Source organism: Microbulbifer regidiadema (SeqCode), from assembly GCF_052466995.1.
This window is the reverse complement of sequence record NZ_CP174297.1, coordinates 1,270,029-1,292,477: the sequence shown is the minus strand read 5'-3', so window position 1 is coordinate 1,292,477 and position 22,449 is coordinate 1,270,029. Positions and strand designations below refer to the sequence as shown.

The following is a 22,449-nucleotide window of genomic DNA, read 5'->3' as shown; positions in this document are numbered from 1 at the left end:
ATCGAAAGCCCCGCAGAGGCATTGCGGGGTTATTTAGAGGCGCCCTAGGACAAAATATTAGTTCATCTGCCGTAAATGTCATTTTGCGAGGATTTCCAGAATGTGGGATTGGACTTATCGGATCGTGTTGGGTAGATGTTGTCTATTACTGGTACTGGCGATTAGTTTGCCAGCCTTCAGCTCTCCCCTGCCATCCTGGCGGGACCATGGTGCTAAAGCTCGGATAGTGGCCTTTGTCGACAGGGTTACCCAGAGAGGCAGCGCCGACTTTATCCCCGTCAATGAGCGTATAGCGGTATTTGATAATGACGGCACCCTCTGGTCTGAGAAACCAGCGTACTTCCAGCTGCTCTATGCCGCAGATGAGGTTAAAAGGCTGGCGCCGCAACATCCGGAGTGGAAAACACAGGAACCCTTCGCCTCGATTCTAAAGGACAGCTTATCCGATCTGCTGGGGCAGGGGCGGGAGGGTTTGGAGGTCATGCTCACGGCGACCCATACGGGGTTGAGTACAGAGGCTTTCCAGAGTTCTGTTGCCCAATGGATCAAAACCGCGAAGAATCCGCTAACCGGACAGCACTACCGCGCAATGGTGTTCCTGCCCATGTTGGAGCTGCTGGCCTACCTGCGCTCAAAAGGCTTTAAAACTTATATTGTTTCTGGTGGCGGCACCGATTTTATCCGTGTGTTTTCCTGGGAGTTGTATGGTATTCCCCCGGAGCAGGTTATCGGCAGCCGCCTAAAGTCGCGCTATGAGAATGGGGGTGGGAATCCCCGTATTGTGAAATTAGATGAACTGGCCTTTCTCACCGATAAACAGGGAAAGCCCATAGCGATCAATGACTTTATTGGCCGCCGACCAGTATTTGCCGTCGGCAATTCCGATGGTGATTTACAAATGTTGGAATGGACAACTGGCGCCAAGGGAGCGCGTTTGGCCATGCTTATTCACCATACGGATGCCAAGAGGGAGTGGGCATACGATAAGGATTCGGCAGTAGGGCGGCTGGACAAAGCACTGCAAGCGGCAAAGGCAAATGGCTGGTTGGTGGTCGATATGGCGAAGGACTGGCAGCAGGTATTTCCGCCAGAGCTCAAGAAGTTATCGAGTAAAGGACCTGTAATTCCTCAAGCCCCCGCCTATCGGGACTAGTCTTAAAGCGCTGTATTGAGCCTGCCAATATCGAGGTGTGTAATGCCCCCACTTTCCCTTGCGTTTCAGCGCCTGTTCCTTTTAGTCGGACTGATGATTATAGCCCTCTCTCCCGGCAGTCTCTTCGCCCAGAGTAAACCCAATATTTTGGTGATCTGGGGGGATGACATTGGTATCTGGAATATCAGCGTCAACAATCGCGGCATGATGGGCTACACCACACCTAACATCGACCGTTTGGCCGTAGAGGGCCTCTCCTTTACGGATTACTATGGTCAGCAGTCATGTACCGCCGGCCGCGCGGCATTTTTAGCGGGTAATGTTCCCGTGCGCACCGGTATGACTAAAGTGGGCCTGCCTGGCGCCGAGGAAGGTTGGCAGAAGAGTGATGTCACCATCGCCACGGTGATGAAAAGCCTGGGCTATGTCACCGGCCAATTTGGTAAAAATCACCAGGGGGATAGGGATGAGCATCTGCCGATCAACCATGGCTTTGATGAGTTTTTCGGCAACCTCTACCACTTAAATGCTGAGGAAGAACCGGAAAACCGGGATTACCCCAAAGACCCTGAATTCCGCAAGAAGTTTGGCCCCAGGGGGGTGATTAAAGCCAAGGCCGGCGGTCCCATTGAAGATACCGGCCCCCTCACCAAGAAGCGCATGGAAACGATTGATGATGAAACACTGGCAGCGGCCATTGACTTTATCGAGCGTGCCCACGCTGCGAAAACTCCCTTCTTTGTCTGGTGGAATGCCACCCGGATGCACTTCCGCACTCATGTCCGAGAGGAGCACACCAATCTGGCCGGCCCGAACAGCAATAAATATATGGATGCTATGGTTGAGCATGACATCTTGGTGGGGAAGTTGTTAAATACGCTTGATCGTTTGGGTATCACCGACAACACCATCGTGTTTTACTCCACCGACAATGGCCCCCACTTCAATACCTGGCCAGATGCCGCAACCACACCATTTCGCAGTGAAAAAAATTCCAACTGGGAAGGGGCCTACCGGGTGCCCGCCTTTGTACGCTGGCCGGGCAAATTCCCAGCGGGCACCACGCTGACGGGGATTGTTGCCCACGAAGACTGGTTGCCGACCCTCGCCGCTATTGGAGGAAATCCGAATATAAAGGAGCAGCTCAAACAAGGTGTGGAGCTAAATGGGCGTGAGTATCGAAATTATGTCGATGGCTACAATATGCTGGATTACTTCAGCGGAAAAACAAAACTCTCGCCGCGAAAGGAGTTTATCTATGTAAATGATGACGGCCAAATTGTGGCCATGCGCTACGATCCCTGGAAAGCGATTTTTCTGGAGAATCGAGGGCAAGGTTTTGCTGTATGGCGAGAACCCTTTACCGAATTAAGAGTGCCACTACTGTTCAATTTAAGACGAGACCCTTTTGAGAAAGCCCAGCACAGCTCTAACACTTATAGCGACTGGTTTATAGATCGGGCATTTGTTCTAGTTCCGATGCAGCAGCTCGCCGCTAAGTTTTTGCAAACTATGCAAGAGTATCCCCCCAGCCAGGTACCCGGTTCTTTTAATTTGGAGAAAATACAAAAACAACTGGAGAATGGGGCAAGTGGCAGTAACTAAAGAGTCACTGCGGTGGGTATTAGTGAGGGTTAGGCGGGTGTAGTTGACCACAATCTATTAGTTAAGTGAGCTATAAACACTGCGTTTATGTATGCCAATAACGTGGGTGTAGATCTTGGCAGTACTGATATCGCTATGGCCAAGTAGCTCCTGGATATTGCGTATATCAATGCCTGTACGCAGAAGGCTAGTCGCAAAAGAGTGGCGAAAAATACTTGACCACTACATGCGAATATTGAGAGCCGAGACCGCTTTTGAAACTGCCCGCCTTACTTGTTGCTCGCCAATATGGTATCTCCGTACCCTATTGCTGCGGGGATCTTGCGTGCGAAAGGCAGGTAAACCTGTCCATCGTCTTCCGCCAGATCTGCTTGATACACAGAAAGAGAGTGGGTTATCTGTATTTTGAGTGGCTTAAGCAGAGATTTAGGCAGTAGCGTCCTTCGCCACTTCTTCCCCTTGGATTCCCGCACGATTAAGTATTGACCGGTGAAATCGATATCCAGCACTCTGAGCTACAAATCCTCCTCGCCCTAAAGGGCGGAGATTCCTACCGCTAGACGGCGATGCTCCGCCGTAAGAATATTTTTAGCCGCGTTTATATCGAGGTGGTGCTCAGCCCCACACTCTGAGCGGATCCACTCTCTTATTCCCAAACCTGACTTACCTTTTGGAAGTGAATAAATCCCTTTATCCAATGGATGTAAGTTTACTTCATTCGGTACGATAGTGTCTGTTTGCGAGTGTGCTGACGTAAAATATCCAGAAAATGTTCTGGTTTAGGCAGTAGCTTAGGGGGAATGCCATCCATGACAGTTTCTTTTTCTGTGTTGTCAATATCGAAGATCAAAAGCAGCTGCACATATCCACGCTAATATGAGTGCTAACTTATTGATTTTGAATGATTTATGCCTGTGATCAAAAGCAGCAAAATAACAAGATATGATGCATGTGCAATATATCCACCTGGGTATTTTTATGCTAAAGTCGGTTAACTTTTTGATTTATATATGTTTTTTGAGTTCCTGTTCCTGAGATATGTTGACAGGTGATATAATGTAGCTGCTTTTGAATACAGTGTTATGCCACTAATAAGAATTAAGTAGGAGTAGTTTATGAAATTAAGAATTGCAATTTTGGGTGTCTTGATACTGAACTCAAGTGCGGTAAGCTCAAATGAACCGGATACAGCAATGGGAGCAGCTGGACTTACTTCCCAGCTGTCGAGCCATTTGAATAAAATGGTTGAAAGGTGCATAGAGTTTATTCCAGAGGGTGAAACGAAAATTCTTACTGCGCAATCCGATTGGAGAGGTAGGAATATAGACGTTATATCCGTTGCTGAGGGATTGATGGCTAAGGCTCGTATGGAATTGCCGGAAGTCTTCGCAAAGTTGGATGTTGCCGAGGATAAAAGCATAGCCGCAATGTTTTTGCCGATGACAGCCGAAATTAAAAGACAGTATTGCGGAAAATATTTTACAGATATCACTAACGGCTCTAGAGACATTAGGAATATAAGTCCTAAAGCATACGAGTTACTAAAAAATTATAAATCCTGAATAGGCATAACAAGTCAAAGCACGCGGACTTGGTAAAGCTGTCACCTTTTTTGTTTACGCAAAAAAAGCCGCCAACTTCACCAAGCCGGTGTTTGAGGCGTTACGTGTCATCGAGTTAGAGTGAGAAATTTAGATGAATCCAAAGTTTGAAGTACAGCCAGAAATAGGAATTGGCCCAGTTAAACTAGGTATGGATCGTACTTCTGCTATTGCAAGCATGGGCTTAGAGCCGGATAGCTTTATGAAAACCCCAATGAGTCAGCATCCAACTGATTCATTTTATGAGGCAGGCTTTCAAATATTCTATGAGGGCGAAACTCCAAAGGTAGAGAGTATCGAGCTATCTCGCGGTTGCGGCTTCGAAGCCACGTTATCCGGCGAGAATATCCTTGATCTATCGGTTTCTGAAGTGCTTTTAAAAATAGAGAGTGCAATTGGTCTCAAGCCAAAAACAGAAGATGAAGGTTATACCTTTGAGATTCCAGGTCTCGGCTTGTGGCTTTGGCGGCAGTCAAATGATACTAACGATGAAGAAGGTCTATATTTTTCAACAATCGGAGTTGGTGCGGTCAACACGTAATAAGTCAAAGCACTCGGGCTTGGTAAAGCTGTCACCTTTTTTGCCCCCAAAAAGCCGCCATCTTCACCAAGCCGGTGTTTGAATGTAAGAGCATGCTGAGAGGAATAAAATTGAAAATAATAGTATTTGGAATTTTTCTTACTGTTATCGCTGGCGTAAGTCATTCTGCTGAATTACTACAAATTCCTGCAAATCCAGACAAAGGGTTCAATTATCCTTATTTGCTCAAATTACCAGAAATGGTGTCCAAGCAGGATAAAACCTTTTTAATTGTCGAAACCAATAACACAGGAAAGGTTTCTGATGATTATGATGTTCATCTTGAAGCTGCCAAAAATGCAATAGTGGGCAATGCTGTTGGACCGTGGTTGTCTAAGAAATTGTCCTACCCAATATTAATGCCGGTTTTTCCTCGTCCTAAGTCGGAATGGCAAATTTACACCCACGCACTTGATAGAGATTCCATACTTGCGAAATCTCTCCCATTCGAAAGGCTGGATCTACAGCTTAAGGCAATGATTGAAAATGCCCAGGATGTATTGCGTGAACGCTCGTTAGAGCCTGAAGATAGAGTCATACTAGCTGGCTTTTCTGCGTCCGGTACATTTGCGAATCGTTTTTCTCTTTTACATCCTGAAATCATTGAAATAGTTGTTGCTGGAGGGTTGAACGGTACATTGATGTTACCTACGGCCTCGCTTGATAGTCATGGCTTAAAGTATCCCTTAGGCATAAATGATTTCAGTCAGATAACTGGCAGAAATTTTGATCTGGATGAGTGGTTGAATATTAAGCAGTTCTTATTCATGGGTGAAAATGATACTAATGATGCCGTGGCATATGATGATGCCTATTCTGAAGAAGAGCGGTCGGTAATCTACAAAACTACAGGTAAATCAATTCATCCTGAGCGCTGGAATAATTCTCAAAAAATCTACAAAAAGTATGGAGCTAACGTAACTTTTCGCACTTTCAAGGGGCTAGGCCATGGCACCAATGGCGATGTACATAGCGAGTTCCTGGCATTTGTGCGGGGGAACATCTAACAAACAGCGGCAGAGCGACAGCCAACGCTACGCACTTTTTGTGTTACTCGCTGGCGCTCAAACATTAACACAAGAAGCGCTCCGCGCTGGCTACACCTGCGCAGGGCGTTATGGGTCCATGAAATATGGAAGAAATTTTTAAATATATTTCCGATAAAAGTGGTGATAATACCTACTACCTCAAGAGTTTAAATTGCTTGGATGGGGTGGATCTAGATTTGTACTGCTCGCTTGGTGAGGCCTTTCCGGTTCGAGACATCTATGCACTGCTAAGTGATAGAAATTGGCGTCCACAACTTGTTGCGTATACTTTTGCTCTAGCTAGAAATGGAAATAATGGTCTCGACCAGTTTAAGGCCGCTCTATCTAGGGGAAGTTTTGTCTCCCCACAGCTTATCGTTGCAATTGCCATGCTTGGAAAAAGAGAGTCCGGCAAATTTCTTTTGGAGTTGCTAACTGACTCAACGACATCCAGTAAGTCTAAAGGTGCAATCGTTGCAGCTCTGCCGTATTGCTTTGTAAATGAGGCTGCATTAGGGGAATACACGTTAGATTTGAGTGAGTTCGGTATGGGGCACAGTATTGCGGAGCAGCACATAAGGTTCTGGGACAAACGCGGCTATGTGCGCAAACCATAACAATCAGTGGCAGAGCGATAGCCAACGCTGGGCGTTAAGGCATAGGATGAATATCGTGCATTTACTCAAAGATTACAAAGAGACCATGATCGCGTGTGCAATCCTCCTAATGATTGGGTTGCCTCGGCACGGAGCAGTCGTCTTAATAATTGCCTTCTTTTTCATTATTCCTTTAGTTTTACAAAATATATTTTACATCTATAAAGATCCGAAGAGCATAAAGCTTCGATGTACGAGAATGTCTATATGGTTCGCATCGGTGTTTCTTATATTGGCCCACCATGCTTACCTACATAATAATGCGAGAGCCATAGCTGATCGAGCAAAGAATGAAGTTGTTCAATTCTACAATCAGAATGATAAATATCCAGATAGCCTTTCAGTTACAACGTTAGAGATTGATAGTTACAAGAAAATTGGTCTTTACTATTCAATAAATGAAGGAAGGCCAATGTTATTTTATCGTGTAACATGGATTCCTTTTGAAACGTATCAATTAGATTTCAAAGCGTTGCAATGGATTCAACACGGTTAAAATATCAGGCAAGCCTTAACAAGCGGCTGCAATCTGACCTCCGGCTACTGTCAATTTTTCTGCAAAGAACCGAAAAAAGGCGCCAGCAGCTTCTGGCAGTTGAGCCGGGCGTTAGATTCATGGAGAGAGTCTTGGACGAAATTCCGGAAAAAGTAATTACAGACAAGTTTGGAAACCGCTTGAAGCTATGCCAAAAGTGCAATACGCCTGTGCATTTGAAAGGTGCAATGATTACCTGCATGAACGATTGTTATATTGGAGAAATCAATTGGCGTCCTGAATTCTCCGATGAGCAGCCTGCTGAAGAAAACGGCTTCAGCCCAGTTGTTACGAAAATGTGCTCCAAGTGTAAGCTGGACGGTTATATCTATTTCAGGGATGGAGATAGCTGGTATAAAGAGCCGTGTGACTTTTGCAAAGGAAAAGGCAGTTTCAAAGAGAAAAAATATGAAGGTGATGATGCACCTTTAGCACTTGAGGTAAGTGAAGACGGTAAGACAAAATGCCCAAAATGCAATTTTCGCTTTAAAGTCACTGACCCTAATGTTTGGTCAGGTGATCGGCATAAAAGGTGTGGTAAAAGACTTATTGTTCCAGACAGTTGGTTACTCTATTGGCCAGAAAAAAGCTAAATCGGGTAACCGGCTGTCCTACCACTACGGCTATAAGGAAGCATATATGGCATTTAATATCCCAATGTCATTAATCGAAGATCATCCCGATCATGTGATTTACGAATACTATCGTGAGAAATGGGAAACTGATTACTCTAAGCCAGCGTTCACGAAAGAAAGAATGAAGCTTGCTAGCCGGCAGGTCGGTCGCATTAGCTTTGATAAGAAAACGGAAAAATTTACGCAGTTATCAGGGCAGGAATGGGATTCTAACGATACTTTTTGCCAGCGGGCTTGCATTATGATTTTACGTCAGGCAAAGAGTGGTATGTGGCCTCAAGAAATGGCGTATCAGGCGTGAAGCCTAACGAATAAGGACAGAACGCGCGTAGCCGCGATCTTATCCAGTTGTTGGACTGTAGTGGTCAAGTATTTTTGGTCACCCTCTTTTGAGTATATCGAAATTTTTCTTCTGCCACATTTGGCGGCAAGCCGTCGTTATGTTGATGTGGCCGCACTTGGCTGTAGTAGCCAATAATGTAATCGTTGATTGACTGTTTTGCCGCAGGCAAACTTGAATAGCCTACTTCCGGCACCCACTCCCCCTTTAAGCTCCTGAAAAAGCGTTCAGTTGGTGCGTTATCCCAGCAGTTGCCACGACGGCTCAGGCTCTGCTTCATGTGGTAGCGCCACAGCAGCTGCTGGAAACTCTGGCTTGTGTACTGACAACCCTGGTCTGAGTGGAACATTACTCCTTCCGGCGCACCTCGAGACTCATAGGCCATTGTTAACGCCTTCTTTACCAGGCTCGTATCTGGAGACAGCGATAATGCCCAGCCTACGGGTTTTCGTGCAAACAAATCCAGCACTACCGCTAGATAGGCCCAGCAAGTCCCCACCCAAATATATGTGATATCACCAGCCCAAGCTGCATCTGGTTTCTCGACGTCAAACTTCCGATTCAGCCGATTTGGAATATCAAGATGCGCTTGTTCCGCCTTCCTGTACCTATGCGAAGGGGGCTGGGAGCTTTCCAAACCCAGCAATTTTATTCGCCGGCCAGCCCTGTAGCGACTTAGTGGAACTCCAGTTTGTGTCACTATTTTTGCGATAGAACGAGCGCCGGCAGAGCCGTTACTAGCCTTATGTGCAGCCTTAACCAGTGCCTGGAGCTTCAGTTCCTCTGGGGCCGGCTCTGTAGGCCTGTTACGCCAAGCCCGATAGCTACTGCGATGAATATCAAATACCAGGCAAAGGCGTTGAACAGGGTGGCTCTCCTGCAACCGCTGGACTATCGAGAATTTTTCAGCGAGTCCGACATCAAGAGAGCTGTAGCCTTTTTTAGGATTTCCTTCTCCTCCTCAACTAACCGCAGTTTCCGCTCCAGCTCCTGTATGCGCCGCTGCTCCGGCGTTAAGGCGCTGCCAGTTGGCGTCTTGCCTACCCTCTCCGCGCGCTGCTTCCAGCTTGAACTCTGGGTTGAATTTTCTTTTTGAGCTAGCCATCTATCCACCTGACCTTCATTGAAAGTGATAATATCACTCAAATTCAGGTGGCCAAATTTACTATGCCACTACACTCGCGCTTGAGGATATGCTTCCAGAAGAACTGTAGGCCATTGCGATCAACCTTAACGGTACTCCAAGAATGGGAGTCCACCAGCTCAGAAAAATATTGTTCGAGTTTATCGGTTGAGATTTTATCGGGGCAGGCATTAAAATGCCCAGACAAGCGCCGCACAGCTCGCGCGTAAGCGTCAATAGTTCTCTGGCTGAGCCCTTGCAGTTTTAGGGTGCGTAGATGGCGCTGATAAAGGCTGTTGAAACGGCGCTGCTCTTTAGGTGTCATGATAAGCTCCTTTAATCTTCAGTCCGAATTGGACTGAAAAGAGCTTAGCTTGTGAGGCGTTTATTCTGCCGCGAAGCGGCTTCGTTCAATGGGCTTTGAATAGGATTCAAATATGTGTATAAAACACAGGCGCGGCGTTATGTGTAGTTTGAGATCGATATGAAGAAGAGATCACAGCTTATTGTAGTAGTGGCATATCTCGGGCTGGGGGCTTGTTTTATTCACCTCCTTGGCGAGTTTTACGCTACAAAAATGATGGAAGTCCTAACTGAAAACCCATCACCAGACTTGTATGCTAATGATCATGGCTTCCAGTACGTTGCTTTCTGGTTTCCATGGGGCATGGCGTTGGCTTTTTTGTTGATCTTGTCAGCAGTAGCACTTCACAAAAATCTAGGGAGGACTCGTGCTAAAAACACATAACAAGTTTGTCAACGATCGCCCTTCGGGCTGGACAGCTTTAAGCGTGGCTTCGCCACAAGACTGCCCGTTACAAAGGCGTTAGCCACCGAGGAATGTATGAGACTAATTTATTTAACGCTTCTATTTATTTCTTCGTATTCTTTTGGGAGTACGAATAGCTTTATGTTTTTTTCAGAGACAATTAATGAAGAAATAACAGTTCAAGTATCTTTGCCAGACACATACAAACATTCCGATACTTTCAAATATCCAGTATTGGTAGTTTTGGATGGTTCGACTCAATTTGAACATGTCGCGGCAAGTGCGAGATTCTTAAGTACTTATGCAATCATTCCAGAGATGATTGTTGTTGGCGTAAACACTCCTTATAAACGACTAAAGTTCTATACTCACACAGAGCCTGAAGAGTATAGAAACCGTTCTGGGCAAGCTGAGTTATACAAGGAATTTTTACAAGGTGAACTGTTAAATAAGATACGAAAACAGTATCGTTTAGCACCATATCAAATCATTTCTGGACACTCATTATCGGGCTTATTTACTAGTTACTTAGCTTTAAGTGAAGGTTCGGAATTTAATGCTGCAATTTCAATAAGTCCGAGTTTGTGGTGGGACGAGGCTACTCTTATAAGTGAGTACTCAAAATATCAACAGTTTAAGAGGAAAAAACCTATAAAGTGGTTCTTGAGCTTAGCAAATGAACCACATGATGAAATGAAAGGTGCATTTAAAGCAATGATAGAATCACTCAGCAAAGAATCGCCAAATAATGTAATTTGGGCTCATTCCACTTTCCCGAATGAGACTCATGACAGTACACCCTTGATAGGTAACAGCCAAGCACTTAAATCTATTTTTGATGGGTGGAATGCTGTGCCAGAGGTAGACGTGATGCCACTAATGAAATTGGAAGATTTTTATTTAGCTAAATCAACTGAGTATGGCTACACATTTCCTATGTCTGCTCACCAATTTAATGTATACGGATTAAAAGCAGTCTATGAGGGTAAAGTTAATTGGGGAGTAGCGATATTGGAGCGAGGAGTAAAGATCTTTGAAGCATCGGAAATTCTTTGGGATAGTTTGGCGACAGCATATTCACTTAATAATGAGTTTAAAAAAGCAGTTGATGCATCTGAAAAGGCATTGTTTCTCGCAAAAAGAAATAGCTCGTTGTTTCTTAGTGAAATTGTTGCTCAAAACAAAGTGTTGAAAGATAAAGTGGCTAACAAAGCCTTAAAGTCGGATTCGTAACAGTTGGCTCGGTTCCGCTTCGCTTCATATTTTAGCCAACAATTACTCACCGCTTAAGGCGGCGTTATGAATGGAGGCAGTAATTGAAAGTGAGTAAACGGCAATTGGTCTTCCTGTTGCTCGGCATATTATCTGGGTTTGTTGCGTGGTACTCGCTTGGTGCTGTACCTTCATGCGCTCATTTTGATATTAAGGGTTTCTGCACAGAGATATTCGCCGTGTCACAGAACGAAGCTGTGCTAAGCATGGAGTCAAATTGCTTTCGATTAGCTGAAATATCAAGCTCTTTGTGTGATTACACATTTAGGCTGGGCATGGTTGCGCTGGCCTTGGGTATAGCAACACTAATTATTAGTATTAGAGAGTTAATCTACGCTAATGTCGCTGACAATTGGAGTAACGAAAATTTATAAATCGGGTAGCCGGTAGCCGGTAGCCGGTAGCCGGTAGCGGTAGTTTCTAGCTACCGGCCCCCACACCACCCATCGTGCGGGTCCGCAATGGGCGGTTCCCTATCCGTAATGAATCTCTACCCAGCGGTCACGTAACGAAATCAAGCCCATCTTTTGGAAAAGCTCATTGTTGAGTGCAATATGAATACCTTCGGTCTTTGCATTTCGCCAGTAACTCTTACCGGACGATCCACAAGTGACAGCCAGTGATTCACTCACACCCATGCGTAGTAAGTTTCGGGCTTTCGTTCTCACTTTACGCCAGTTTTCCAGTAGCTCATTCTCAATCTTCGTCGTATCCAGCAGTCAAGATCGATACATTTTTGATAGCCTTGCGCTATACCAAAATAATTGATCCAACCACGGAGGAACACGGTAAGTTCTTTCAGTTTCTTTTCCATAGAAATACCACGGGATCGCCCTGTAATCTGGCGGATGCGGTATTTAAATTGGAGCAGGGACTTATCATGCCAGACGAGCCTTGCACCGCGAAAAGAGAATCCCAAAAACTTACAGCGGCTGACAGGTACTACTTGGCTTTTAGTATCGTTAACTTTGAGCTTAAGCTTGCGCTCAACAAGGCGTTTAATACTCGCCATAACCCGTTCACCCGCGCGCTTAGAAGCAACAACAATCACAAAATCATCCGCATAGCGAACAGAATCATGTCGGCGTTTTTCCAGCTCTTTATCGAGCAGGTCGAGTACAATGTTGGAGAGCAGCGGCGATAAAGGGCCCCCTTGTGGCACCCCCTCATGACAGGCTTTCCAGCATCCATCTTCTACACTTCCTGCACGCAAGTAACTTGCGATGAACTTGAGTAAACGCTTATCGCTGATTCTTTGGCCAAGTAAACTCATGAGGAAGTCATGGTTGACCCGGTCGAAGAACTTAGGTAAATCGACATCTACGGCTATTCGCTTCCCGCCTTCGATATACTTCTGTAGTTTTTTCACCGCATGATGCTGTGATCGCTTTGGGCGGAATCCATAGCTGAACTCCGAAAAGGTTTTATCGAAACTGGGACCGATGATTTGGGCGATAGCCTGCTGAATAACACGATCAAAGATCGTAGGTATCCCGAGCCCACGCTGGCCACCATCTGGCTTGCGAATGTAGACGCGCCTGACGGGAAGCGGCTGGTAATGACCCTGTCGAATAGTCTCGATGAGGTCGTCGCCAACTGCCTTGAAGTGCTGCACAAAATTATCGACAGTAATCCCGTCAATGCCTGCGGCACCTTTGTTGCTTCGCACGTGTTTCCATGCAGCATTAAGATTTTCTTTGCTGAGGATGGTTTCAAGCAGATTTTCATTTGAATTGAGTGTCATGGCAGTGCGCTACGTCAATTTTATATCCGGCTGGCAACACATCGGTAGGCTAGCTCTGTCTTTTAACTCGTGGATTTTGGGTTCAGGCCTTCACCGTATCCAAGGTATTAATCTTGGCATTAGGCTACTATGCCGTCGGCTGACTTCTGTTCAATCACCTTGGCCATTACTGGCCGAGGCGCCGCTCGCTGTGTTCCACCAATTTTGTTTACCCCCCGCGATGGTGGCTAGCGGGCTGGGCCTACTTATGAGTCAGCGGCCACGCTGACAGCTTTACAGCAGCAGGTTGAACAGATCTCCCCAGATAAGAGCGTGAACTTTTACTACACAACTGCATCATTTACTCTACCCGTTAGACCACATGGCTTCGGTATCCTTGGCTACCTCGCCTCCAGGCTAAGCCTTATATGATGTTTCTGTTCGTCAGCTCGTAGCTTTGCTAGCGGCTTCCTCCTCACAAGACCTCACGGTCTTGCAGTTGCCATTTGCTAGTAGTTAGCATTTAATGGAGACCATTAAATGGTGATCCTCCTACAGGGGACTTTCACCCCATTAGTTCACGCCCATGCTGGGCGTACCAAGGGCCAGCAACGGACCTCCGGCCGCTGTGGGCGGCGTTAGTGCGACAAGCGAAGCTTGTTGTATCTTGCTGGGTGAAAGTCCCAGCCTGGTAAGAGTTAGCCACTCACCAGTATCGGGTCTGCGTTGTGCGGAGCTTTAAATTAGGAGTATTTGAGAGGCAGGATGCACGAGCGAACAATCAACGTGAAGCGTAGGCAGAGAAATATGTAGGCCATAGGGAGTGCGCGCTCCTGAAGTGCTGGTGTCGCTTCGAAAAGCAAATTCTAGGTGACGAGGCTTGTAACGTGGTCGAAGTCCATACAAAGCAATCGACTCAGGAGTGAATTTTTTTCGCTACCTGAATGGCAAGATTATGGAGACCTAGCGGAGTTCTTAAGCCGTGGCATGCATACAGAGATGTAATGAGAACTTGTGAGACCCAAGGTAACTCCCAAAGGAATGGGTAGGGCAGTGTAGCTGAATAAGCGAGACGAACGATGGTGTCTTGGGAGTCGGACCAGCTCATAGTAGTCGGAGGGCGGGAAAGCCGTCTACAGGGCGAAGGGGCTGGCAGTTATATTGAGCTTGCAGTCGATACATACACCGGACATGTAGGGCTGGATATTGTATGAAAACAAAAGTGCAAGCATTACATTCAGTTGAATCTGAGTCTATACACTTCAGTCATTGGGTGAAAAGGCGAAGATGGGTGGAGTGAATAGCTTTGATAGGATTTAGCTGCGCGGTAAATAATATAACTGAGGAGCCGGATGCGGTAATTCCGCACGTCCGGATCTGCGTGGGGGCAGTCGGGTAATCGGCTGCCCTACCACTACTACCCCCACATCAACATAGTCATAAGGATCGTGTAATGACAGTAAAAGCATTAAAAGACATTCTTATTCAAAAAGGAAAAGTTGATTGCTATTTTGATGAGAAGGTTCCAGTTAATTTATGGAGAGCCTTAAAGAAAAAATCAAATCAAGCTATTTTTTATTTTTTTTAGGAGCCTACAATTTTATCCAATGGCCGCTCTAGGATAGCTGACATTAAAGTCTATAAGCATTCAAATGGTGAGAAGTGGGTTTCTGTAGAAAATAGGCCAAGAGGTGTAAGCACTTTTGATAAAGAAGGAGTGCCTCCTGGTAAAGGCTGGGAATATTATAAAATCCCGGCAGGAACAATAATCCCTGATGGTTTAGCTATCGTACGTGATGGATACAATAAAAAGTTTGACGCAATCCACTATACAATAGCTCCGGCCTATGATATGTCTTTAAGACAATTTAAAACTGCTTTAGCTGCATTTGCTGCTGAACTATTTGAAAAGGCTGTATAAATGAAGATTTCAAATACATTTGCCCCTTTATTATTGTCTGCTGTTCAAGATGCAATAATTTATCAGGAAGGGTTTCTTAAGAGCGAGACAATAAAGGATAAAACTGATTATGAAGAGTATGTATTGCAATTATCCCAGCTCCTAGAGGTTTTAAAAGAAGAATATAAGGAAGTCGAAGCAGAGGTAGGACTACCTCTAGAAAAAATCCTGAAGTAAACAGGTTATAAATCGGGTGGCCGGTAGTTTCTAACTGCCGGTCCCCACACCACCCATCGTGCGGGTCCGCAATGGACGGTTCCCTATCCGTAATGAATCTCTACCCAGCGATTACGTAATGAAATTAAGCCTATCTTTTGAAAAAAATCATTGTTGATTGCAATGTGAATACCTTCGGGTTTTGCATTTTGCCAGTAACTCTTACCGGACGATCCACAAGTGACAGCCAGTGATTCACTCATACCCATGCGTAGTAAGTTTCGGACTTTCGTTCTCACTTTACGCCAGTTTTTCCAGTAGCTCATTCTCAGTCTTCGTCATATCCAGCAGTCAAGATCGATACATTTTTGATAGCCTTGCGCTATACCAAATAATTGATCCAGCCACGGAGGAATACGACAAGTTCTTTCAATTTATTTTCTCAATTGTGCAAGCCCATAGCAAGGCTTTAACAGGTGGTTTAGGTGACGCCTATGGTGCACCTGAATCAAGCGTGTATGTTAGGTATGGCATTTGGCTAGAGAGGTAAAAGTCCTCTTATTAGGTGCCAGGGCAATCGTACCGGTATTTTTTAAGCATAGAAATCAATTATGCGGTGTAGTGGGCCAATCTATATTTCCGCCGGGTTAATAAATTTTTGCTTGATCAGCAGCTGAACAGCTTGTCTCGTCCAGAGTGTATAGGCCAGCTTCATTTGATCCGGGCGTTTATTGACAATCAATTGCTTGATGGTTTTCTCTTGCTCTTCTGAGAGTAGACGGTCGGTCCCAGGCTTTCGCTCCAGCATTTTGGCTGAAATTCCTTGGGTGCCATGAGCAAGATATGCTCGATACCATTTTCCAACGGTTTCAAAATGGACGCCAACAAGGTTGGCAATTTTTTGTCAACACTTCGGATAGCTTACCGAGGGCTACTTTATCAAAGGTCTAAGGTGCTCTAGAGTTGCCGATAACTGAGCTGTATGGCTGTAAGCCGCAGGGTTACTGGGCTAAAACTGTCCGAAGTGTTGAGGTATTACAAAATATATTTTCTGCGTATAGTGGTTGTTTGTCTAAAACTGCGCAGCCGCTAAAAAAATTAAAGACTATTTCCTCGATACAAGAATGCCGTACAAAAGCGATGGGAAGTAGTCATTATCTTTGTAAGCACAATTATGTCACTGAATAGCATCATTCTTGTGGGTATAGAAGTTGCCCCCTATGCTTAGATAGAAAACAGCTCCAGTGGGTTGATCAGCGGCGTCGTAAATTATTTGATACAGAACATTTTTATGTGGTCTTTACTGTACCTCATGAGTACCTGTCATTATGGCAATACAACGAAGAGAAGCTTACAGATATACTCTTTTTGTCGAGCAAAGAAACTCTGCTTGAATTAATGGCGAGTGAAGACTATCACGGAGTAACTCCCGGGATGCTTATGGCTCTGCATACCTGGGGAAGACAGTTAACTTTACATCCTCATATACACTGTTTGATAACTACTGGCGGTTTGACTTTAAGGGAGAAGTGGAAAGAAACAGGTAAGTATTTATTACCTGTGCGAGTGGTTAAGAGTCTTTATAGGGGAAAGTTTCAAGCGCTGTTACTAGAGCAGTATCGTGCTGGGTTACTTAAGCTGTCTCCCAGTTGGTCAATTGGCCAGTTTGACATTCTCTTTAAAGTTTGCTATAGCAAAGAATGGTCAGTTCGTACTCAAGATCGATATGAGCATGGACAAGGAGTGCTTCTATATTTTTCACGATATATCAAAGGTGGCCCGCTGAAGCCAAAGCAAATATTAAATGTAGATCATAAGGGGCTCGGATTTCGTTATTTTGACCATCGTGACCATCGTGACCATCGTGACCATCGTGACCATCGTGACCAGCGACTACGATCAAAACCTGAAGAGTTCTTAAGGCGTGTCTTGCAGATCATACCTCCGATAGGTAAACACATTGTACGGAGTTATGGATTATATGCTGGGTACAATGAGAAAAAGCACGATCTATGTAGTAACCAAGAGGGTTTAATGAAAGATCAATCACTCCCAGCAGGATTGCAAATCCAAAATCTGGTAGTAGAGTGTGGGCAGCGCCATGAATCTATAAAGTTGGGTGGTAGAGTGTGGTCTAAGGCAAAAAAAGGAATTTCCTTTATAAAGGGGGCGGCTCGGCCAAATAGTGCCGACGGGAATGTACAACATGGCGATGAACCAGGCACTGCAGGAATGGGCCTCTTTGGTTCGGCCTACATTCAATGCCAAGTCATTTTTTTACCGCTTGCAGTGCAGGTTATCTTAGCGTTATACCTCGGTATCCCGTTTTAGAATCAGGTTGGTCGATTGCGCAGAGGGTTCGCTGGCGGCACACTACCACTAGAACAGGACAAGAAGGGCGTATATTTCCTCAATTCATATAGGAGTAGAACTGGTGAGAATCCCCAGATCGAAGGTGTTTACTATTTCAGGAGCATTAATCTTCATGGCGTGCTGCTATGCATTTATCAAATATATCTTCTGGGAACCATCCGGAGTTGAGCGAGGTTCATTTGTTTACCAGTTAAAAATCCCAAAAATTGTAAAAAACTACCCAACTTGGGGTGAACAGGGAATGCCACTGTATGACCTGAGAATAGCTGATGGTGAAAAGCCGGGTATGGTAAAAGTCTACTACACAAGTTCTTTAGATTTTCCCAGTCTTATTTCACAGGTGAAAAAACTCAATTTTAACTGTACCGGTCCGGCAGAAAAAAATGTGATCTGCTTTAAAGATGGAGAGTATAGTGAGCGGTATGAAATAAATTTTAAGAAAATAAAAGCAGGAACCGAGGTAACGGTTTACATCATAGGAGAGTATTAGTGAGCAAGCGAGAAGATATACTGGATGGAAGAATACAGGGCAACTGGATGAAGAACTATGGACTTATGTATACTTGTAATGCTGGCTGGCTAGATTTGGGGCATTTAAATCCTAATAACTCCAGACAAGAAATTGGTGCTGCAAATTTATGGCGTACCATTAAAAATGAGGGTGCAAATTTATCTCACTGTCATGTCCAAACCCGAAGAGGCATCCGTTCTACGGATAATGGAAATTGTAGTGACAAGTTTTCTGATGGTTCTGCTGGATTTCAAGTCTACTACCGACAAGATCACGGGGGGATTCCAGGAAAGCCTGGCAGCGAAGGTCGATATCTAGTAAAAAAGGGGCTAAATGTTGAGCAGAAAAAGCGGGTGGCTCTTAGTATTTTAATGGAAGTGACGATGAAGTTTGAAAATCTTCAGAAGGTTGCTGGTTGGTTGGGGATTACTGACAGCGGTTATAGTCAGGAAGATTTAGTGTCAAACCTTATTGGGTTTTACATAGCAACAGGAGAAGTTAACAGGATGACAGCTATTTCAGCGTGCGACCCTGTTTCAGACCAGACTGCAAAAAGAATATGGGACGAGGAAGGCTCTGTCGGAAGTAATAAAAACAAAAAATGGAAGCCCTTATTAGCTCAAAGTACCAATGTGGACAATGGTGTAGCTTGTATTGATGAGTGTGCATTAAGCGAAAAGAAATTCCCTAAGGTTTTCCAAAGAATTCAGCCTATTATAAAGAGCATTTGGCATAAAGACTTATTTTTATGAGGTTGAATGATTGGAGCCTATAACAAAGGTCGACCCACAATATCGAAAGAACGGCCTTTACAGGACGTTGCCGAAGGGCTAGTTTGTAACCTTGTGATTGCCATTATTGGTAATGTGATGATATATGAGGAGGTGAATCGTTGTAGTGTGCAGTTTGTGTGCCCTACACTGTAGGGGGATAATGAGATACTTCGCCACCTCGATTTAGTGCCATGAGAAATGTTGAGACGATCTTCAGAGAAGTAGAGAGTATAGCGGATTTTATCGGACACAATATTGATTCTGCAACCTACACAAATGGATATGGAGATATGCCTTTGCATGTTGTTGCCAATTGGGGTGATTGTGAGGCTATATCAATTTTAGTCAATGCCGGCGCTAATATAGATGCAGTTGGAGAGTCTGGATTTACGCCTTTACACTGTGCGGCAGAGCAAAATAAAGCGGATGCTATTCTTCTGCTGCGCAGGTTGGGAGCTGCGATTGTTCAAGATGATGCTGGTGACACACCGTTAGAGCTTGCATGTTTACTTGGTAATAAAGAGGCGATCGATGCACTCAGGCAAAGTATTTAATGGGCCGCTTAAATGCGATCTCTATCCAGTTGTAAAATTTTGGACTGCACCAGGCTTGTTGCGTGTTAGTTTTTTTAGCTACAGTTGATAGTCGTTGAGATATTTGGAATGCTAGGGAGTATGGGTGATGAAAAAGAAGATTATTTTAACTTGTACGATATTAATGTTATTTGGGGGGATAGGCCTGGCATCTTCACCTTTCATTTATTCAATGAAACCATCTGCAAAAGCGAAGGCGGGGCGATCGCAGCACGACATTTCAAGGTTAGAGGCTGGAGACTTTATTTTTGAGGGCTTTGATCGAGCTAGTGCATGGGATGAAAGCGTATTAATCATCAAAGACTGGGATGGCTCAATCTATTCATATATGGTTCCGATAGAGCAGGGAAAAGTTATCATGCCTGATAGGTGGTGGGGATGGGGTTATTTCCATTGCGCTAACTTTGGTCCAGAAATGAGGGTTGATAACAAAATCAAAAAATCGGGCTACATTAAATGTCACGATACTGATGTGTCAGAATGGCAGCGGGAAGAGTGGGTGTGGTCGTATAGCGGAAAGTCGCAGAAATCTTGGGTGGAGAGTATGTACTCGCCCGGCCACGAGATTAATGGCAATTACCTCTATATTAACCGGTGATATAAGCGTGCTAACAAGCCGGTAAGGCTTGTTTCAGTTCTTTGGGGTGCTATTGGCTGGCGCAGACTGCGTACGCTGTGCTGAGGGCTGTGATCGGAGGCTCCGGGGGTTGCTTCTGTCGACTAAGGCGGTGAAGTAAGTTGGGTTCTATGTTATTAAGGTCCATATTATTTGCTGAAGTAGTTTTTTGATTATGTCTATGTTCCAAAAATTAAAAGCATCGATAGGTATTGGTGCGGCTAAAGTTGACACTGTTGTGCAAAATCCTGAGCTGGTTCAGGGCGATGTTATCAAAGGGGCTATCCATATCTCTGGTGGTGATATTGACCAGCAGATTGATGCTATTTGCTTGAAGTTGTGCACAGAAATGAAGGTGGAAACCGATGAGGGAGTAAGCTATGAGCGTTTTGTGCTGGGCGAGTTGCAGGTGCAAGAGCCCTTTACTATCGGTGCTGGTGAGAACCAGGAGGTGCCTTTCGAGCTGGCATTACACCAAGAGACACCGGTAACGGTGTTAAATACGCGTAAGAATAAGTGCTATGTGTGGCTGGAAACCTCGCTGGATATTGATTTTGCACTAGACCCCAAAGATCGGGACCCCTTGCAGATAAGACCTTTGCCGGTTGTGGAGAGGGTCCTTTCCATGATTGAGGATAGCGGCTTTACAATGGTCAAAGCGGATGTGGAGAAGGGGCATCTGCGCGGCGGTAATTTCGCCTCCCAGTCCGGCTGCTATCAGGAGATTGAGTTTAAGAATAGTGGTCTGCTGAGCTCTAAAGAGATTGAGCTTTCCTTTATTGTTGATGGCAATCAGGTGCATTGTTTGGCAGAGATTGATCGCAGGTTCGGTCTGCGTGGCGATCAATATTATTCGTTCTCATTGGCGCAGGATGCCAGCGATGATGAGGTTGCTACAGCTGTTCAGTCCGTTTTGTCGCAGTAGTAGCGCTGTTCGCGATAATCTGGCTGTGTCCGGCAGCCAGATTATGGTCATTAGGCCTTTGGTGGCAGGCTTGGGTCTGACTTACCAAGAGTGACCTGAGCTAATCTGCCTTGGCTCTTTGCCGGCACCGGGTTTCCCTGGTGCTGAGGGATTCCTCCCAGAGGCTGGCCCACTCTCTCAGCGGATCAAGGGTCCCCATTAGCGAAACCCCTAGATCTGTCAGTTGATATCCATTCGTACACTTATTGATCAATTTAGCTTCGCTCAACTGTTTGATTCTTGTATTTAGTACCGATGGGGACATGGCATCACACTGGGCTTGGAGTTCCCTGAAGCTCCGGGGTGCGTTCCTCAGTTCCCACAGTATTCTCATATTCCATTTTCGCCCGAGCAGATCGAATACAGCCATGATGGCTATACCGCTAGTCGAGCCTCTGACATTTTTTTTGGGTAGGGGAGTTGTCATGGTTCTTGCGCTTCTAAATTAGTAGCGTTACAGTTGCTACGAAATCAGTAGCAATCTTATGGTGTTTTTAGAGAAGAGGGAATGGCTGTGTTTCTAGTGGATATGCATTTTAAGGATATGGAAAAGCTAACCCCAGAGTTGACTGCGGAGCATAGGCTTTATCTGGAAGAGGAGTACAAGTCTGGAAGTTTACTCTTTGGGGGAAGGAAAAATCCCAGGACTGGTGGGGTTATTGTTTCTCGTCACAACAGTGAAGAAGCCTTGCGGAGAGTACTTGATGAGGACCCCTTTATAAAAAGTGGAGTGGCAGTTTATTCGCTAATCGAATTTGAGCCTGTTATGGCCTCTGAACAGTTTTTACACCTTCTAAAGATGAGTTCGCATTAACAGTCTTAAGAGTAAGCTCAAAGAGGGAGTGCCATCGCATTAATCCCCAACCGTTTTGAAGGGGATACCATAGCCTGGAGGACAGATGAAGCTCTCCAGGCCACATGTAACTTGATCAATCTGAAGTATCGTCTATTTAGCACTATTGCCTGAAGAAAGGTACGTGATGGCACCATTAAATTAAATGATGCCCGATCACCAATCTCCGATGATTTCCATTTAAACTACTGCTTGGGGATTATCCTCTACCGCCAAGGTGGGAAGAGTAGCTATCTATTAGATTGGTGGAGGCTATTTCTGCAAGCTTAAAGTGGTGTAAACAGCTGATATATGGCCCCTAAGGAGGGGAGAGATGTTATGTTTTTAGTGAACTTGAACTTCCCGGATCTAGAAAAGCTGACCCCAGAGTTAATGGCGGAGCATGTGAGCTACCTGGAAGGACACTATAAGTCGGGAGACCTGCTTTTTGGGGGAGCGAAAGAACCTAGAACTGGCGCGATAATTATTTCACGCCACCCCTCCGAGGAGGTTCTGAGAAAGGTCCTGGAAGAAGACCCTTTCACAAAACATGGGGCGTCGACATTTACGATTACCGAGTTTGTCCCCGTTATGGCTTCAGAGGAATTCTCCAGCTTACTGAAAGAACCCTAGATTGGGTTCTTCCGATAC

At 45.2% G+C, this 22,449-nt stretch carries 29 protein-coding genes and 1 pseudogene; 21 read left to right on the top strand and 9 right to left on the bottom strand.

From position 1 onward, the window contains the following. Positions 1–166: 166 nt before the first annotated feature. Together ACJJIK_RS05420 and ACJJIK_RS05415 are read left to right on the top strand one after the other, a co-directional pair. Positions 167–1,153 (top strand): HAD family hydrolase, encoded by a 987-nt coding sequence (locus tag ACJJIK_RS05420; protein WP_444944441.1) that lies wholly within the window; start codon positions 167–169, stop codon positions 1,151–1,153. A gap of 93 nt (positions 1,154–1,246) precedes the next feature. Next, positions 1,247–2,758, top strand: coding sequence for an arylsulfatase (locus tag ACJJIK_RS05415; protein ID WP_444944440.1), 1,512 nt, complete (start codon positions 1,247–1,249; stop codon positions 2,756–2,758). Positions 2,759–2,815: 57 nt separating this feature from the next. Here ACJJIK_RS05415 and ACJJIK_RS05410 read toward each other — a convergent pair whose 3' ends face one another. Together ACJJIK_RS05410 and ACJJIK_RS05405 are read right to left on the bottom strand one after the other, a co-directional pair. Beyond that, positions 2,816–2,923: a hypothetical protein gene (locus ACJJIK_RS05410; RefSeq protein WP_444945040.1), complete on the bottom strand. Its 108-nt coding sequence runs from the start codon at positions 2,921–2,923 to the stop codon at positions 2,816–2,818. A gap of 104 nt (positions 2,924–3,027) precedes the next feature. After that, positions 3,028–3,267 (bottom strand): hypothetical protein, encoded by a 240-nt coding sequence (locus ACJJIK_RS05405; RefSeq protein ID WP_444930810.1) that lies wholly within the window; start codon positions 3,265–3,267, stop codon positions 3,028–3,030. 606 nt (positions 3,268–3,873) lie between these two features. Here ACJJIK_RS05405 and ACJJIK_RS05400 point away from each other — a divergent pair. The 6 genes from ACJJIK_RS05400 (at position 3,874) to ACJJIK_RS05375 (ending at position 8,094) form a co-directional block, all read left to right on the top strand. Beyond that, the gene (locus ACJJIK_RS05400; protein WP_444930811.1) at positions 3,874–4,320 is read left to right on the top strand and encodes a hypothetical protein; all 447 of its coding nucleotides are present in this window, start codon (positions 3,874–3,876) and stop codon (positions 4,318–4,320) included. A gap of 133 nt (positions 4,321–4,453) precedes the next feature. Beyond that, positions 4,454–4,900, top strand: coding sequence for a hypothetical protein (locus ACJJIK_RS05395; protein ID WP_444930812.1), 447 nt, complete (start codon positions 4,454–4,456; stop codon positions 4,898–4,900). Positions 4,901–5,010: 110 nt separating this feature from the next. Next, positions 5,011–5,946 carry a hypothetical protein gene (locus ACJJIK_RS05390; protein WP_444930813.1) on the top strand — a complete coding sequence of 312 codons (936 nt, stop codon included), beginning with the start codon at positions 5,011–5,013 and terminating at the stop codon, positions 5,944–5,946. 125 nt (positions 5,947–6,071) lie between these two features. Then, positions 6,072–6,584, top strand: a complete 513-nt coding sequence (locus ACJJIK_RS05385; RefSeq protein WP_444930814.1) for a hypothetical protein — start codon at positions 6,072–6,074, stop codon at positions 6,582–6,584. A 666-nt stretch (positions 6,585–7,250) separates the two neighbouring features. Next, entirely contained in the window at positions 7,251–7,751 is a 501-nt protein-coding gene (locus ACJJIK_RS05380; protein WP_444944439.1) for a hypothetical protein, read from the top strand. A gap of 46 nt (positions 7,752–7,797) precedes the next feature. Beyond that, positions 7,798–8,094, top strand: coding sequence for a hypothetical protein (locus tag ACJJIK_RS05375; RefSeq protein WP_444930816.1), 297 nt, complete (start codon positions 7,798–7,800; stop codon positions 8,092–8,094). A 64-nt stretch (positions 8,095–8,158) separates the two neighbouring features. Here the strand turns inward: ACJJIK_RS05375 and ACJJIK_RS05370 are convergent. Together ACJJIK_RS05370 and ACJJIK_RS05365 are read right to left on the bottom strand one after the other, a co-directional pair. Continuing rightward, a protein-coding gene (locus ACJJIK_RS05370) for an IS3 family transposase (protein ID WP_444945039.1) occupies positions 8,159–9,285 on the bottom strand; the annotation gives its coding sequence in 2 pieces (ribosomal slippage) (positions 8,159–9,078 and positions 9,078–9,285; 1,128 coding nt in all). Next, a complete protein-coding gene (locus tag ACJJIK_RS05365; protein ID WP_444930817.1) occupies positions 9,282–9,581 on the bottom strand; it encodes a site-specific integrase in 300 nt (99 codons plus the stop codon). The genes ACJJIK_RS05370 and ACJJIK_RS05365 overlap by 4 nt, the downstream gene beginning before the upstream one ends. A 159-nt stretch (positions 9,582–9,740) precedes the next feature. Here ACJJIK_RS05365 and ACJJIK_RS05360 point away from each other — a divergent pair, with 159 nt between their 5' ends. Together ACJJIK_RS05360 and ACJJIK_RS05355 are read left to right on the top strand one after the other, a co-directional pair. Further along, complete coding sequence (locus tag ACJJIK_RS05360) at positions 9,741–10,004, top strand: hypothetical protein (RefSeq protein WP_444944438.1); 264 nt, start codon at positions 9,741–9,743, stop codon at positions 10,002–10,004. Positions 10,005–10,166: 162 nt separating this feature from the next. Then, positions 10,167–11,258 (top strand): alpha/beta hydrolase, encoded by a 1,092-nt coding sequence (locus ACJJIK_RS05355; RefSeq protein ID WP_444930818.1) that lies wholly within the window; start codon positions 10,167–10,169, stop codon positions 11,256–11,258. A 512-nt stretch (positions 11,259–11,770) separates the two neighbouring features. Here the strand turns inward: ACJJIK_RS05355 and ACJJIK_RS05350 are convergent. Together ACJJIK_RS05350 and ltrA are read right to left on the bottom strand one after the other, a co-directional pair. Continuing rightward, positions 11,771–11,965, bottom strand: a complete 195-nt coding sequence (locus tag ACJJIK_RS05350) for a hypothetical protein (RefSeq protein WP_444944437.1) — start codon at positions 11,963–11,965, stop codon at positions 11,771–11,773. Further along, on the bottom strand, positions 11,962–13,041 hold the full coding sequence (gene ltrA / locus ACJJIK_RS05345; RefSeq protein ID WP_444930819.1) for a group II intron reverse transcriptase/maturase: 1,080 nt from the start codon (positions 13,039–13,041) through the stop codon (positions 11,962–11,964). The genes ACJJIK_RS05350 and ltrA overlap by 4 nt, the downstream gene beginning before the upstream one ends. A 1,432-nt stretch (positions 13,042–14,473) precedes the next feature. Between ltrA and ACJJIK_RS05340 the strand changes: the two genes are divergently transcribed. From ACJJIK_RS05340 to ACJJIK_RS05330, 3 genes are read left to right on the top strand one after another with little or no spacing between them, the layout of a single operon-like run. Continuing rightward, positions 14,474–14,608 carry a hypothetical protein gene (locus ACJJIK_RS05340; protein ID WP_444930820.1) on the top strand — a complete coding sequence of 45 codons (135 nt, stop codon included), beginning with the start codon at positions 14,474–14,476 and terminating at the stop codon, positions 14,606–14,608. 9 nt (positions 14,609–14,617) lie between these two features. Then, positions 14,618–14,941, top strand: coding sequence for a Tse2 family ADP-ribosyltransferase toxin (locus ACJJIK_RS05335; RefSeq protein ID WP_444932311.1), 324 nt, complete (start codon positions 14,618–14,620; stop codon positions 14,939–14,941). Next, entirely contained in the window at positions 14,942–15,157 is a 216-nt protein-coding gene (locus ACJJIK_RS05330; RefSeq protein ID WP_444930821.1) for a hypothetical protein, read from the top strand. A gap of 83 nt (positions 15,158–15,240) precedes the next feature. On the opposite strand, the gene ACJJIK_RS05325 is transcribed toward ACJJIK_RS05330, so the two are convergent. Beyond that, positions 15,241–15,462: a hypothetical protein gene (locus tag ACJJIK_RS05325; RefSeq protein WP_444930822.1), complete on the bottom strand. Its 222-nt coding sequence runs from the start codon at positions 15,460–15,462 to the stop codon at positions 15,241–15,243. Between the two features lie 305 nt (positions 15,463–15,767). Next, positions 15,768–15,944: a hypothetical protein gene (locus tag ACJJIK_RS05320; protein WP_444930823.1), complete on the bottom strand. Its 177-nt coding sequence runs from the start codon at positions 15,942–15,944 to the stop codon at positions 15,768–15,770. A 392-nt stretch (positions 15,945–16,336) separates the two neighbouring features. On the opposite strand from ACJJIK_RS05320, the pseudogene ACJJIK_RS05315 reads away from it, so the two are divergent. The 6 genes and pseudogenes from ACJJIK_RS05315 to ACJJIK_RS05290 all read left to right on the top strand — a co-directional run. Then, a pseudogene (locus ACJJIK_RS05315) lies at positions 16,337–17,467 on the top strand (IS91 family transposase); the annotation flags it as partial. A 103-nt stretch (positions 17,468–17,570) separates the two neighbouring features. Continuing rightward, a complete protein-coding gene (locus tag ACJJIK_RS05310) occupies positions 17,571–17,999 on the top strand; it encodes a hypothetical protein (RefSeq protein ID WP_444930824.1) in 429 nt (142 codons plus the stop codon). Beyond that, a complete protein-coding gene (locus ACJJIK_RS05305; RefSeq protein WP_444930825.1) occupies positions 17,999–18,772 on the top strand; it encodes a hypothetical protein in 774 nt (257 codons plus the stop codon). The genes ACJJIK_RS05310 and ACJJIK_RS05305 overlap by 1 nt, the downstream gene beginning before the upstream one ends. Before the next feature lie 212 nt (positions 18,773–18,984). Then, complete coding sequence (locus ACJJIK_RS05300) at positions 18,985–19,347, top strand: ankyrin repeat domain-containing protein (protein WP_444930826.1); 363 nt, start codon at positions 18,985–18,987, stop codon at positions 19,345–19,347. A 127-nt stretch (positions 19,348–19,474) separates the two neighbouring features. After that, positions 19,475–19,984 carry a hypothetical protein gene (locus tag ACJJIK_RS05295; RefSeq protein WP_444930827.1) on the top strand — a complete coding sequence of 170 codons (510 nt, stop codon included), beginning with the start codon at positions 19,475–19,477 and terminating at the stop codon, positions 19,982–19,984. A 199-nt stretch (positions 19,985–20,183) separates the two neighbouring features. Beyond that, a complete protein-coding gene (locus tag ACJJIK_RS05290) occupies positions 20,184–20,927 on the top strand; it encodes a sporulation protein (RefSeq protein ID WP_444944436.1) in 744 nt (247 codons plus the stop codon). Between the two features lie 100 nt (positions 20,928–21,027). On the opposite strand, the gene ACJJIK_RS05285 is transcribed toward ACJJIK_RS05290, so the two are convergent. Further along, entirely contained in the window at positions 21,028–21,336 is a 309-nt protein-coding gene (locus ACJJIK_RS05285; RefSeq protein ID WP_444944435.1) for a winged helix-turn-helix transcriptional regulator, read from the bottom strand. Between the two features lie 138 nt (positions 21,337–21,474). Between ACJJIK_RS05285 and ACJJIK_RS05280 the strand changes: the two genes are divergently transcribed. Together ACJJIK_RS05280 and ACJJIK_RS05275 are read left to right on the top strand one after the other, a co-directional pair. Then, on the top strand, positions 21,475–21,780 hold the full coding sequence (locus tag ACJJIK_RS05280; RefSeq protein WP_444930830.1) for a YciI family protein: 306 nt from the start codon (positions 21,475–21,477) through the stop codon (positions 21,778–21,780). A gap of 357 nt (positions 21,781–22,137) precedes the next feature. Further along, a complete protein-coding gene (locus ACJJIK_RS05275; protein WP_444930831.1) occupies positions 22,138–22,431 on the top strand; it encodes a YciI family protein in 294 nt (97 codons plus the stop codon). Positions 22,432–22,449: the final 18 nt, after the last annotated feature.

What these genes read in the sequence shown, in the direction of transcription:
- ACJJIK_RS05415 (WP_444944440.1), top strand. Translation starts at nt 1,247, where the DNA reads ATGATTATAGCCCTCTCTCCCGGCAGTCTCTTCGCCCAGAGTAAACCC.
- ACJJIK_RS05400 (WP_444930811.1), top strand. Translation starts at nt 3,874, where the DNA reads ATGAAATTAAGAATTGCAATTTTGGGTGTCTTGATACTGAACTCAAGT.
- ACJJIK_RS05395 (WP_444930812.1), top strand. Translation starts at nt 4,454, where the DNA reads ATGAATCCAAAGTTTGAAGTACAGCCAGAAATAGGAATTGGCCCAGTT.
- ACJJIK_RS05385 (WP_444930814.1), top strand. Translation starts at nt 6,072, where the DNA reads ATGGAAGAAATTTTTAAATATATTTCCGATAAAAGTGGTGATAATACC.
- ACJJIK_RS05375 (WP_444930816.1), top strand. Translation starts at nt 7,798, where the DNA reads ATGGCATTTAATATCCCAATGTCATTAATCGAAGATCATCCCGATCAT.
- ACJJIK_RS05365 (WP_444930817.1), bottom strand. Translation starts at nt 9,581, where the DNA reads ATGACACCTAAAGAGCAGCGCCGTTTCAACAGCCTTTATCAGCGCCAT.
- ACJJIK_RS05360 (WP_444944438.1), top strand. Translation starts at nt 9,741, where the DNA reads ATGAAGAAGAGATCACAGCTTATTGTAGTAGTGGCATATCTCGGGCTG.
- ACJJIK_RS05355 (WP_444930818.1), top strand. Translation starts at nt 10,167, where the DNA reads ATGTTTTTTTCAGAGACAATTAATGAAGAAATAACAGTTCAAGTATCT.
- ltrA (WP_444930819.1), bottom strand. Translation starts at nt 13,041, where the DNA reads ATGACACTCAATTCAAATGAAAATCTGCTTGAAACCATCCTCAGCAAA.
- ACJJIK_RS05340 (WP_444930820.1), top strand. Translation starts at nt 14,474, where the DNA reads ATGACAGTAAAAGCATTAAAAGACATTCTTATTCAAAAAGGAAAAGTT.
- ACJJIK_RS05330 (WP_444930821.1), top strand. Translation starts at nt 14,942, where the DNA reads ATGAAGATTTCAAATACATTTGCCCCTTTATTATTGTCTGCTGTTCAA.
- ACJJIK_RS05325 (WP_444930822.1), bottom strand. Translation starts at nt 15,462, where the DNA reads ATGAGCTACTGGAAAAACTGGCGTAAAGTGAGAACGAAAGTCCGAAAC.
- ACJJIK_RS05320 (WP_444930823.1), bottom strand. Translation starts at nt 15,944, where the DNA reads ATGCTGGAGCGAAAGCCTGGGACCGACCGTCTACTCTCAGAAGAGCAA.
- ACJJIK_RS05300 (WP_444930826.1), top strand. Translation starts at nt 18,985, where the DNA reads ATGAGAAATGTTGAGACGATCTTCAGAGAAGTAGAGAGTATAGCGGAT.
- ACJJIK_RS05295 (WP_444930827.1), top strand. Translation starts at nt 19,475, where the DNA reads ATGAAAAAGAAGATTATTTTAACTTGTACGATATTAATGTTATTTGGG.
- ACJJIK_RS05290 (WP_444944436.1), top strand. Translation starts at nt 20,184, where the DNA reads ATGTTCCAAAAATTAAAAGCATCGATAGGTATTGGTGCGGCTAAAGTT.
- ACJJIK_RS05285 (WP_444944435.1), bottom strand. Translation starts at nt 21,336, where the DNA reads ATGGCTGTATTCGATCTGCTCGGGCGAAAATGGAATATGAGAATACTG.
- ACJJIK_RS05280 (WP_444930830.1), top strand. Translation starts at nt 21,475, where the DNA reads ATGGCTGTGTTTCTAGTGGATATGCATTTTAAGGATATGGAAAAGCTA.
- ACJJIK_RS05275 (WP_444930831.1), top strand. Translation starts at nt 22,138, where the DNA reads ATGTTTTTAGTGAACTTGAACTTCCCGGATCTAGAAAAGCTGACCCCA.